We start from the raw sequence: 11713 nt of genomic DNA, 5'->3' as shown, positions 1-11713 counted from the left end.
TAAAAATGAGGCAGAAAATATTTAATATACGGATAAATATATTTATTCTGATTGCGGTAGCCATTGTGCTACTAGTTTTTTTGCATTCCGTTGGAATCCTACGTCCGGTGGAAAATGCAATTTTTTATGTCTTACGACCTTTGGAAAAAACAGCCTATAATGCCGGGCTCAGGTTTTTTGCATCAGAAAACATAAAATCAATCGAGCAGTTGGGCAGTAATAATCAGCAGTTACAGAATAAATTGAGTGACTCTCTTATTGAAAACGCGCGGCTTCATTCTTTGATTATCAAAAGCGAAATGCTTCAGCAGGAGATAGAGTATCTAAAGAAAAATGATCACAAGTTCAGCGTAGCTCAGATTATAGGTAAGTCACCTCATCAAGGAACGCAAATATACATTCTTGACAGGGGATCTAATGATAATATTTCTATTGGTATGCCGGTGGTCTATAAGGATGGGATTCTGGTTGGTAAAATTATTGAAGTCGGTGACATCTCATCAAAGATGCTCTTAATAACGGATTCAAACAGTATTATCGGGGGATATGTCCAGAACAGTACGAACAGTCCCGGTGTCGTGGTCGGAAAACTTGGTTTATCTTTGGAGATGCAATTGATACCACAGTCGGAAATAGTTGAGGTCGATCAGATTGTCGTAACATCCGGAATTGAAGAAAACATACCGGAGGGACTGGTGGTTGGTCAGGTCAGTTCGATTGTGAATAAAACAGAAGAATTATTCCAAACTGCAACAATCCAGTCTCCAACGACCTTGGATCGACTTCAAATTGTTTCAATTATAATTGAATAATATGTCGAAAAACTTTTTTATATTTTTTGTAATTGTTTCAGTACAAATTATTCAGTCCAGTTTTATCGATCCATTTACGAATGGAATTCCTCCAATAAACTTGAACCTGTTATTTTTAACTCTATTGGCATTCAGGCTAAATCTAGTTCCACTATTATGGTGGTCTTTAATGGCCGGAGCTCTGCAGGATCTCAATTCAATTCTTCCTTTTGGAACATTCTCTGTTATTACTATAATTACTGTAATAACTCTATATTTTTTATTGAAGAATCTTCTTACTAACAAATCATTATTCCCATTTATTCTAATGTCTGTTGCAGGAACCATTATCTTCAACTCGCTAATATTACTTGCGTCATATATTCTCTATTCTTTGGGCTATGAAGGCATCTCACTTTATCAAATACCACGAGTCTGGACAGGTATTATTCTCCAGTCGGTAATAAACGGTCTTTCGGCTTTGATTTTATTTTTAACACTCCGTTCATTTACGAAGCGATTTCAAAATCAATTCTTAGTAAGAAAATAGAATGAAACGTTTTAACCCATTTGATATATATGGCAGTTCGGAAAACATAAGGGACAGTCATGTCGGCAACTACAGCCGTAATTCTTCCCTCGGCAATGACTTACCCGATTCTAAATACAGTTCAACTGCATTAAAGGTATCCGTTGAATTATCCAAATTACGGGTCTTTTTTCTGATTCTTCTTGTAGGAATAATTATTTTACTTTTAAGAAGTGTCTGGTTCCAGATTTTCAGAGGATCATATTACCGAGAAGTATCAGACGGAAATCGTATCCGCATTGAAACGATTAAAGCTAGGAGGGGAGTAATTTATGACCGTAACGGAGAATTACTAGTTAGAAACATACCTAATTTTGCTTTAAATATTATACCTGCGGATCTTCCGGATGATAAAATAGAAAGACAGCAGACGTATGAATATTTAGCTCAAGTTCTGGATATTCCGGTAAATGAAATCCAAACTGCGGTTGAAAAAGCGCCTTCATTTTCTTATGAACCGGTTACTTTAAAGGAATATATTGATTATAATATAGCACTGCAGCTTCAAATTATCAGTAAATCAAAGGCCGGAATTTCATTAACGATGCGTGATAGCAGAGAATATACATACCCTGAAATTGCGGCACATTTGATCGGATATACCGGAAAAATTTCTGAAGAGCAATACGCCGGATCATTAACGGGAGAATATTTGCTGACCGATTATGTCGGGAAGACAGGTATCGAAACTTACTATGAAGAATTATTAAAAGGAATAGACGGCAAAAAAAGAATTGAGGTTGATTCGCTTGGTAAAGAAAAAAAGATTGTTGCAAGCCAGGAAGCAAATTCAGGTGAAAATTTAACATTAACTATTGACATTGGACTACAAAAAGTTCTTTTTGATAGCATAACTGAAATTACCACCCGCATTGGCGCACCGGGTGGATCGGCGGTGGCACTTGATCCGCGTACCGGAGAAGTATTAGCGCTGGTTAACGTCCCAAGTTATGATTCAAATGCGTTTATAAGAGGATTACTGCCGGAAGAATTCAATAATTTACTGAATGATCCGTCAAGACCATTATTTACCAGGACAATAACGGGTCAATACCCTTCGGGATCGACTATTAAGCCGGTAATTGCTGCGGCAGCACTTGAGGAGGGCATTATAGATGGATCAACATCCGTGTTAAGTGTTGGTGGGTTTGAGGCAGGACCGCAATTTTTTCCAGATTGGAAGGCGGGTGGACATGGACAAACTGATGTCAGAAAAGCAATTGCTGAATCTGTAAACACATTTTTTTATCTTATCGGTGGTGGGAATGAAGAAATTGATGGATTGGGGCTTGAGAGAATTGTCAATTATGCGAAGCTATTTGGAGTTGGAGAAAAAAGCAATATTGATCTTCCTGGTGAGTCGACCGGATTTCTACCAACTGAGGAATGGAAGCTGGAAACAAAAGGGGAACGCTGGTATCTTGGAGATACATACCATTTGGCGATTGGTCAGGGAGATATTCTTGTAACCCCCCTGCAGGTTGCTAACTATATGGCAGCCATTGCCAACGGCGGAACATTATACAAACCATATCTTTTGCAATACGTAACGAGCAGCGATTCAAATATATCTTCAAAAATCCAGCCGAGTATTATAAGAAACAACTTTGTTAAACCGCAAAACCTTAAAATAGTCAGAGAGGGTTTACGACAGGCAGTCACCAGCGGAAGTGCGGCCGGAATGCAAAGTTTACCGGTATCATCCGCAGGTAAAACCGGAACAGCTGAGTTTGGGGTAAGTAATAAAACCCATGCTTGGTATGTTGGTTTTGCACCTTACGAAACTCCTGAAATTGTTATTGCTGTATTGATTGAAGAGGGCGGGGAGGGCAGTTCAGTTGCGCTTCCTGTCGCTCGTGATGCTCTAAACTGGTACTTTAGAAAGTAGATAATGAATTCACTTGACAAACTGAGTCATTTTGCGTATCTTTAACACTACGTTTAAAAAGAAGTGCAAATTTAACCTGTTTTAGCGAAATATAATGGAAGACAACAATACATTCATAACGAAAGAAGGGCTGGAAAGACTTAAACTCGAACTGCAGAACTTAAAAACAATCAAAAGAAAGCAGATTGCAGAACGAATTCGAGAGGCAAAAGAGTTGGGTGATTTGTCTGAAAACGCAGAGTATACAGAAGCAAAAGAGGAGCAGGCTTTTGCCGAAGGAAAGATAATTGAGATTGAACATGTTATAAAAAATTGCCAGGTTATTGAATCTGACAAGATTTCTGACACTGTGACTGTTGGTTCTAAGATAAAAATTTCCGCTGATGATAAAGAGTTTTCATACACAATCGTCGGATCAAATGAAGCGGATCCGGCAAACGGCAGGATATCGAATGAGTCACCAATGGGAAAAGCATTCTTAGGCAGAAAAAGTGGAGATTTGATTGATGTAAAAATACCCCAGGGAATAAGGAAATTCCAGATAATATCCATAGACTAATTACGTATTGATAAATACCCCACATTTGTGGGGTTTTTTATTTGAAAAAACACGTGTACAATGTTATAATAGTTTGGACAAATAATCTAATTAAATACACGATTTTATGGAAAATATTGATTATCTGGACGAAGAGACCACCAGAAAACAAAAGCTGGAAAAACTGCGCGAGCTGACCGAAACTCCCTATCCATCGGTAGTGCACAGATCACATATCATTAAGTCGGTATTGAATGATTTTAAGTCGCTTGAAGAAGCAAAACAGGAGATTGTAATCAGCGGACGTTTAAGAAGTATACGAAAGCATGGCGGGTCAACTTTCGCCCATTTGGAAGATGAATCAGGAAAAATTCAAATTTATCTAAGAAAAGATATTGTTGGTGATAAACCTTATTCATTTTTTGGAGACATTGTTGATGTTGGTGACTTTATTGTCGCAACCGGTACAGCATTTGTCACAAAAAAAGGAGAAAGTACTATACTTGTTTCCAGTTTTGAATTAATTTCGAAAGCACTAATGCCATTACCGGAAAAATGGCACGGCCTGAAAGATATTGAGACAAGATACCGAAAAAGATATCTGGATTTATTATCTAACGACGAAGTAAAAAAGATTTTTGTAATCAGAAGCAAGGTTGTTCAGTTTATTCGAAATTATTTTACGAATGAAGGGTTTGTTGAAGTTGATACTCCGATACTTCAGCAGGTTGCGTCAGGCGCAATTGCAAAACCATTCAAAACACATCACAACGCCCTGAACACTGATTTGTATTTAAGGATTGCGCCGGAGATATATTTGAAAGAATTGATTGTGGGCGGATTTGAAAAAGTTTTTGAAATTGCGCGATGTTTCCGCAATGAGGGGATTGACTATTCACATAACCCTGAATTCACCCAAATTGAATTTTATTGGGCATACAAAGACTATAAGGAACTAATGAAATTTACCGAACAATTGCTGTTCAATATAGTAAAAGAAGTCACGGGATCAGCTAAGCTAAGTTATAACAATAGTGAACTGGACTTCACTCCACCATATAACAAAGTTGATTACCGTGAAGCGCTAATCAGCGGATGTGGCGTGGATCTGGATGAATATGATGAAAGCAGCATTGTAAAAATTGCTAAGGAAAAGGGTCTAAGAGTTGAAAAAGAATGGGGCAAGGGTAAGATTGCCGACGAACTATTTAAAAAGTTTGTTCGACCTACTTTTATCAATCCGACTTTTATTATTAATCATCCAATTGAATTATCTCCTTTGGCTAAGCAAATTCCGGGACGCCCAAACTACGTTGAGCGTTTTCAGATTGTAGTCGGCGGTGCTATTGAACTATGCAATGCCTACAGTGAACTTAACGATCCGATTGAACAGGAAGAAAGATTTAAACATCAGTCGCAACTGACAAAAAAAGGGGATGAGGAAGCGATGAAAAAAGATGATGAATTTGTTGAAGCGTTGAAATATGGTATGCCGCCAACCGCAGGATTTGGCATGGGTATAGACCGGTTAGTTAACGTAATAACTAACACTCACAGCATCAAAGAAGTTATTCTGTTCCCGACGTTAAAACCAGAATAAATGAACAGGCAGGAAGCATTAATATTTTTAGAGCAAAATATACAAAGTAAAAATCTGATCAAGCATTCCTTGGCTGTTGAAGCTGTTATGAAAAAACTGGCACAGCATTTTGGGGAAGATGAGGAAAGATGGTCGCTAGCCGGTTTACTGCACGATATTGACTACGAAACCACAAAGAATGATGAAGAACAGCATTCAATAGTGGGCGGGAAAATGCTGAAAGACAATGGTTTGGATCTAGAAATTGTAGATGCGGTAATTGCGCACAATGAAATACACGGCACACCGAGAGAAACCCTGATGGCTAAATCATTATTCTGCTCCGACCCAATTACCGGACTGATCGTTGCATCCGCACTGGTAATTCCGGAGCGTAAATTGGCCTCCTTAACAGTTGATAATATACTGAACCGCTTCAAGGAAAAATCATTCGCCAGGGGAGCAAATCGCGAAACAATCAGTAAATGCCATGAGATTAATCTGACTTTAAATGAATTCACCGCATTATCACTTGATGCGATGAAACAGATAAGCAATAATTTAGGTCTATAATTATGAAAGTATTAATAGCAACAGGCAACCCGGCAAAAATACAGGCATATACTGAATTACTGTCGGAATTTAATATTGAGGTGGAAACTCTAGCAAGTCTTGATATTAAAGATTCCTTTGAGGAATTAGGACAGACATTTACCGAAAATGCGCAGGGGAAGGCTATTTATTATTACCAAATTGCTAAAATCCCCACCATCGCGGAGGATTCCGGTCTTGAGATAGATTATCTCAACGGCGAACCGGGAGTTAAATCCAGACGCTGGCTTGGTTATACAATGTCAGATGAAGAAATGCTCAGACTTCTCAAAGAAAAAGTACAAAATATCCCTCCAAAACATAGAACAGCACATTTTACAGCGGTTGCGTGTCTGGTAAAATCGCCAGATGAAATATATACTGTCCATCATGCAATCCACGGTGAATTGACTGACAAAGTACATAAATATTTTCGTCCCGGATTTCCATATCGCGCATTGTTTATTGAAAGGACATACAATAAATACCTCTCTGATCTTACGGCAGAAGAATACGAAACAATTGACAGCCGAAGAAAAAATATTGAGGAAATAATAAAATATTTGTAAATATATGCTGGACATCAAATACATAGCGGAAAATAAGAACGAGATTGAAAAATCTTTGCTGAAGCGTCTGGCAAAGAAAGAATTTGATTTGGATAGAATAATAAATCTTGATATTGAACGCAGAGCAATTCTGACTGAAAAAGAGGAACTGCAGGCTAAAAGAAATAAAGCATCCAAAACAAAGCCGGACCAAAAAACCGTTGAGCTGATGAAAACCGCAGGCTCGGCAATTAAAAAGCTGGAGATTAAACTTGATCAGGTGGAATCCGAATTCAAATCTCTGATTGGTGCGCTTCCGAACATTCCTGCCGAAGATGTGGTTGCCGGTGGTAATGAAAATAATGAAATCATCGGTACCTTCGGAAAAAAACCTGAATTTGATTTTAAACCGAAAGATCACGTTGAGCTTGCCACTTCACTTGGTTTGATTGATTACAAGCGGTCGGCAAAAATGTCCGGATCGGGATTTTGGTCTTATACTGGAACCGGAGCGTTACTTGAGTGGGCGCTGTTAAACTACTTTATCGACTATCACAGGGCTCATACTGATTACCAGTTCGTAATTCCTCCCTATCTTCTTAATCAAAATTCCGCATTTATTTCCGGGCACTTACCGAAATTTAAAGAAGATTTGTACTGGACTGATGATGATAAACTTTGCTTAAATGCAACGAGTGAAATGATGATGGGAAATTACCATGCCGGTGAAATACTTGATAGCACAAGTTTGCCACTCAAATACTTCGCACTCTCTACCTGTTTCAGAAAAGAGGCGGGTGCCTACCGGACAGAAGAGAGGGGAATGGTACGCGGGCATCAGTTCAATAAAATAGAAATGTTCCACCTCACAAAACCTGAAGAATCATGGCAATCTTTTGACGATCTGGTTAAACATGCAAAGGAGCTGGTTGAAGGTCTGGATCTGCATTACAACACCGTGCAATTAGCAGCAGGAGATACTTCAGCGGCAATGGCAAAAACAATCGACCTAGAGGTATGGATACCTAGTATGAATACTTATAAAGAAGTATCCAGCATTTCGAATGCTTTGGACTACCAGGCGCGACGCGGTAATATCCGGTTTAAGGCAGAAGATGGTAAAAGTATATTTGTTCATACATTGAATGCGTCAGGTTTGGCAACCAGCAGGATATTTCCCGCGATTCTGGAACAAAATCAACAGTCGGACGGTAGTGTAACTGTTCCGGTAAAACTCCAGCCATACCTCGGCGGGATGAAAATAATAAAGCAAAAGTAAAATATGCCTGAAAATCTATCCTGGGTCGAAATTGATTCAGAAGCTTTTAAAAACAATTTAAGCAAATTTCGAGAAATTATCGGACCGCAGGTTTTACTGATGCCGATCATAAAAAGTAATGCCTATGGTCACGGAATCCTAGAAATTGCTGCACTTGCATCTGATTTTGGTGTTGATTACCTGGGTGTCGTAAACGGAACAGAAGCGCTGCTGATCCGAAGTAAATCGATAAAGACGCCCGTACTTGTTCTAAGTTATTATGCAAAAAACCAAATCGAGGAGTTACTGCGCGAAAACATTGATTTGGTTGTTTATGACATTGATACGGCAAAAGAAATTTCAGATATTGCAGCAAAAATAAATATAGTAGCGAAGGTCCATATAAAAATAGACACGGGCACATCTCGTCTCGGTATATTGGTACAGGATGCTGTGGAATTCATTGAATCCTGTTCTAAACTAAGTATGGTGCAGATCGTCGGGGTGTTCACTCACTTTGCAGATTCTGAAAACAGCGATTGGACATTTACGGACGGGCAAATTGAAAAGTTTCGTGATCTCCTATTTTCACTTCAAAGAAGCAATATTAAAATTCCTATCCCTCACGCTGCCTGCAGTGCCGCGACAATTATTTCTGCTAATTCACATTTTAATATGGTTCGTGTCGGAATATCTATTTATGGTCTGTGGCCGTCGCAAAAGAACAAACAGATAGTCCAAAAGAAATATCCTGATTTTGATATAAAGCCTGTACTTTCTTGGAAAGCAAAAATAATCCAGATTAAAAACCTGCCCAAAGGGACTCCAATCGGATACGGATGCTCCTATAAATTGAAAAAAGACTCTACAATTGCAGTTATACCGATTGGTTATAACGAGGGTTACAGCAGAATGCTTTCCAGTAAAGGAATTGTATTGGTGAACGGGAAGAAGTGTCCGGTAATTGGAAAAATATGCATGAACCTGACCATTATTGATGTATCAGTTTGTGAATCTGTAACAGTGGGGGATGAAGTAGTAATTATCGGCAGACAGGGTAAATACGAAATTACCGCCGATCAAATTGCCGAACAGACTAAAACAATTAATTATGAAGTTGTTACAAGAATCAATCCACTAATTCCGAGAATAATTATATAATGTTTTACGACGCTTATGAAAAGCGATAAAAAAATCAGGGTAGGGGTGATCTTCGGTGGAAGATCGGGGGAACATGAAGTGTCCATTGTTTCTGCTGAGAGTGTTATTAATTCCTTGGATAAGAATAAATATGAAATTATTCCCATTGGTATAACCAAAACTGGAAAATGGATTGCCGGCTCAACTGCATTTGAAGCTTTGAAATCCGGTACAAAGAATATTTTGCCGAAATACGAGAAGCTTATTACTCCCGATTCAAGTAAAAAAGGTTTGGTCCCTGTATCAAGCAATAGCACCGGGAAAAATGGTGTTTTGGGTTTAGATGTAATAATACCGATTATCCACGGACCATTCGGCGAGGACGGTACATTACAGGGATTATTAGAACTTGCTGATATACCATATGCTGGAGCTGGCGTATTAGCTTCATCCGTTGCGATGGATAAAGTTATATCAAAACAATTATTCAAACAGGCGGGATTGCCCGTATTACCGTCAGTCAGTTTTTTGAGAAGTGATTGGAAATCAAATAATAGAGCGATAATCAAGACTATCTATAAATCGTTGAAATTCCCGATATTTGTTAAACCGGCTAATTTAGGATCATCAGTGGGAATTGGGATGGCAAACGATGAAAAAAGCCTGATATCGTCAATTTTGGAGGCCTCACGGTATGACAGGAAGCTATTAATTGAGCAGGGATTAAAGAAGCCGAGAGAGATTGAAATTAGTATTCTTGGGAATAATGATCCAAAAGCATCAGTGCCGGGCGAGATAATACCCTGCAATGATTTTTATGACTACGATGCGAAATATATAGACGAGAAATCAAAGGCAATTATTCCGGCTAAATTATCTAAAACAATCACAAAACAGATAACTGCAATGGCAATTAAAGCATATAAAACTGTCGATTGCAGTGGAATGGCAAGAGTGGATTTTTTGATTGATCATAAGACAAACAAAATATATTTAAACGAAATCAACACGATACCTGGCTTTACATCCATCAGTATGTATCCTAAATTATGGGAAGCTTCCGGTCTTTCATATAAAAATCTGATCAACAGACTTATTGATCTTGCATTTGAAAGATTTAATGACTCCAGGAAATCGCTGACATCATACAAACCGAAAATAAATTGGTATAAACAAAGTAAAAAATAATGTTCCGCATAAGCTCGAGATCCAAAAGACAAAGGGGATTCCGCAAAAGAGAAATAAAGGTCGTCAACAAGCCGGTATATAAAAATCCGTACTTCAAAAAGAAGAGACCTGGCATTATTTTGCGACTCTTAAACAAACCGAAATTAATCATTATGTATTTGTGCATTGGGGGATTGATCTACCTGTTTTTTTATGCACCATATTTCACGATTAAAGAAGTCGAAATCAATGGAAATCAGGAATTATCATACGATACAATCAGATTTGAAGTAAACAAATCATTTATTGAAAGGCGATTTTTTATATTCAAGCAGAGTAATCTTTTCATGCTGAATTCAAATAAGTCCAAGGAGCGTCTTTGGGATACATTTGTTTTAAATAAAGTTACGGTCACAAAAAGATTTCCAAATAAATTGGTTGTAAATCTGGAGGAAAGAATTCCTAATCTGACCTTAATGACGCAGAAGTCTTTTTATTACATGGATCGTGAAGGAGTTGTCACGAATGTAGTTCCGGAAGCAGAGATCAAGGAGTATTTTCCAAAAGTTGAGGATTTGAATCAAAGAACAATCAAACTTAAGGATAAAATCATATCGAGTGACCTGGTTAATGCTATATTTATAATCAAAGACTCATTCAGTACTAAAACAAATACTGATATTGACCGTTTTCTTATACCTGAAACTACCTGCAGTTCAATCCAATCTGATGATGAAAATGATCCTGAGATACTTGATAATATAAATATATCAAATAGTAACACGAATAAGTCTGCATTAAATACAAATAGAGCGATCAAAAACTCAAATGCGGCAAACAATTTAAATAAATCGCAAACAAAGGAAATAGAATGTAATTTAGTTCAAGCAATTCAGGATATAGCAGTTTTAACCACAGAAGGCTGGAAGGCATATTTTACCATTAATGACGATATAGCAACTCAATTGGAAAGACTAAAAGTATATTTGCTTAAGAAAGCAGCAGACAAAGAAACAAGAGAGAATATTGATTACATTGACCTGAGATTCGGAGAAAAGATCTATATAATGGAGTAGATATTGGTTTGCTATATATATTGTACTATTCAGACGTCATAAAAGGTATATTGTACGACGCCAAGCTTATTAAACAATAAGGGGGCTAATAAGCTCCCCCTTTCTTTTATGTGTATTTATTCAGTTGTCGTACCATCAAACTCTTCATCTTTTTCTTCCGCTTCTGTTTTAGTAGCGCGTACGATTCCGTCCTTATGATGCGCTGGCGAATAGATCGTATATAGTTTCAACATCTCAGATGTGGATGTATTGATAATATTATGTTTAGCTCCAGCCGGGACAATTACAGCACTTCCGTCCTTCACCAGATACTCATTGTCGTCAATTATCACCTTCCCCTCTCCCGATTCGAACCGAAAGAACTGAGTATTGTCTTTGTGTGTCTCCATGCCGATTTCTTCCTTAGGCTTGAGCGCCATTAAAACTAGCTGACTCTCCTTTGTGGTATAAAGCACTCTGCGGAAGTCTTCATTATCCAGTGTTGCTTTTTCTATATTATCTGAATATCCCTTCATATTAGTTTTTTATTGTTTGATAATAGACTTTTT

12 protein-coding genes are annotated in these 11713 nt (G+C 37.9%); 10 read left to right on the top strand and 2 right to left on the bottom strand.

From position 1 onward, the window contains the following. Positions 1-5: 5 nt before the first annotated feature. Positions 6-812, top strand: coding sequence for a rod shape-determining protein MreC (gene mreC / locus WCW66_01285; protein ID MFA6391373.1), 807 nt, complete (start codon positions 6-8; stop codon positions 810-812). A gap of 51 nt (positions 813-863) precedes the next feature. On the opposite strand, the gene WCW66_01280 is transcribed toward mreC, so the two are convergent. Next, a complete protein-coding gene (locus tag WCW66_01280) occupies positions 864-1139 on the bottom strand; it encodes a hypothetical protein (protein ID MFA6391372.1) in 276 nt (91 codons plus the stop codon). 203 nt (positions 1140-1342) lie between these two features. Between WCW66_01280 and mrdA the strand changes: the two genes are divergently transcribed. From mrdA to WCW66_01235, 9 genes are all read left to right on the top strand, one after another. Beyond that, entirely contained in the window at positions 1343-3268 is a 1926-nt protein-coding gene (mrdA, locus tag WCW66_01275) for a penicillin-binding protein 2 (protein MFA6391371.1), read from the top strand. A 94-nt stretch (positions 3269-3362) separates the two neighbouring features. Next, positions 3363-3827 (top strand): transcription elongation factor GreA, encoded by a 465-nt coding sequence (gene greA / locus WCW66_01270; GenBank protein ID MFA6391370.1) that lies wholly within the window; start codon positions 3363-3365, stop codon positions 3825-3827. A 106-nt stretch (positions 3828-3933) separates the two neighbouring features. After that, positions 3934-5406: a lysine--tRNA ligase gene (gene lysS, locus WCW66_01265; GenBank protein MFA6391369.1), complete on the top strand. Its 1473-nt coding sequence runs from the start codon at positions 3934-3936 to the stop codon at positions 5404-5406. Then, positions 5407-5958 (top strand): HDIG domain-containing metalloprotein, encoded by a 552-nt coding sequence (locus WCW66_01260; GenBank protein ID MFA6391368.1) that lies wholly within the window; start codon positions 5407-5409, stop codon positions 5956-5958. It abuts the gene before it with no gap. A gap of 2 nt (positions 5959-5960) precedes the next feature. Beyond that, on the top strand, positions 5961-6545 hold the full coding sequence (locus tag WCW66_01255) for a non-canonical purine NTP pyrophosphatase (protein ID MFA6391367.1): 585 nt from the start codon (positions 5961-5963) through the stop codon (positions 6543-6545). Positions 6546-6549: 4 nt separating this feature from the next. Next, positions 6550-7803 (top strand): serine--tRNA ligase, encoded by a 1254-nt coding sequence (serS, locus tag WCW66_01250; GenBank protein MFA6391366.1) that lies wholly within the window; start codon positions 6550-6552, stop codon positions 7801-7803. A gap of 3 nt (positions 7804-7806) precedes the next feature. Further along, the gene (gene alr, locus WCW66_01245; protein MFA6391365.1) at positions 7807-8943 is read left to right on the top strand and encodes an alanine racemase; all 1137 of its coding nucleotides are present in this window, start codon (positions 7807-7809) and stop codon (positions 8941-8943) included. 15 nt (positions 8944-8958) lie between these two features. After that, positions 8959-10110 carry a D-alanine--D-alanine ligase family protein gene (locus WCW66_01240; protein MFA6391364.1) on the top strand — a complete coding sequence of 384 codons (1152 nt, stop codon included), beginning with the start codon at positions 8959-8961 and terminating at the stop codon, positions 10108-10110. Next, positions 10110-11165: an FtsQ-type POTRA domain-containing protein gene (locus WCW66_01235; protein MFA6391363.1), complete on the top strand. Its 1056-nt coding sequence runs from the start codon at positions 10110-10112 to the stop codon at positions 11163-11165. Before WCW66_01240 ends, WCW66_01235 begins: the two co-directional genes overlap by 1 nt. A gap of 116 nt (positions 11166-11281) precedes the next feature. On the opposite strand, the gene WCW66_01230 is transcribed toward WCW66_01235, so the two are convergent. After that, entirely contained in the window at positions 11282-11680 is a 399-nt protein-coding gene (locus tag WCW66_01230; protein ID MFA6391362.1) for a cupin domain-containing protein, read from the bottom strand. Between the last annotated feature and the right edge of the window lie 33 nt (positions 11681-11713).

The organism is Patescibacteria group bacterium (assembly GCA_041664365.1).
In the GTDB taxonomy this organism is placed as follows: Bacteria; Patescibacteriota; Patescibacteriia; order UM-FILTER-42-10; family UM-FILTER-42-10; genus JAHJEX01.
Note: the sequence above shows the minus strand (reverse complement) of the source record. Positions and strands in the feature narration are given on the sequence as shown.

Bases quoted from the DNA above. Each gene is read 5' to 3' on its own strand.
- mreC (MFA6391373.1), top strand. From the start codon at position 6: ATGAGGCAGAAAATATTTAATATACGGATAAATATATTTATTCTGATT.
- WCW66_01280 (MFA6391372.1), bottom strand. From the start codon at position 1,139: ATGGTTCCTGCAACAGACATTAGAATAAATGGGAATAATGATTTGTTA.
- mrdA (MFA6391371.1), top strand. From the start codon at position 1,343: ATGAAACGTTTTAACCCATTTGATATATATGGCAGTTCGGAAAACATA.
- greA (MFA6391370.1), top strand. From the start codon at position 3,363: ATGGAAGACAACAATACATTCATAACGAAAGAAGGGCTGGAAAGACTT.
- lysS (MFA6391369.1), top strand. From the start codon at position 3,934: ATGGAAAATATTGATTATCTGGACGAAGAGACCACCAGAAAACAAAAG.
- WCW66_01260 (MFA6391368.1), top strand. From the start codon at position 5,407: ATGAACAGGCAGGAAGCATTAATATTTTTAGAGCAAAATATACAAAGT.
- WCW66_01255 (MFA6391367.1), top strand. From the start codon at position 5,961: ATGAAAGTATTAATAGCAACAGGCAACCCGGCAAAAATACAGGCATAT.
- serS (MFA6391366.1), top strand. From the start codon at position 6,550: ATGCTGGACATCAAATACATAGCGGAAAATAAGAACGAGATTGAAAAA.
- alr (MFA6391365.1), top strand. From the start codon at position 7,807: ATGCCTGAAAATCTATCCTGGGTCGAAATTGATTCAGAAGCTTTTAAA.
- WCW66_01240 (MFA6391364.1), top strand. From the start codon at position 8,959: ATGAAAAGCGATAAAAAAATCAGGGTAGGGGTGATCTTCGGTGGAAGA.
- WCW66_01235 (MFA6391363.1), top strand. From the start codon at position 10,110: ATGTTCCGCATAAGCTCGAGATCCAAAAGACAAAGGGGATTCCGCAAA.
- WCW66_01230 (MFA6391362.1), bottom strand. From the start codon at position 11,680: ATGAAGGGATATTCAGATAATATAGAAAAAGCAACACTGGATAATGAA.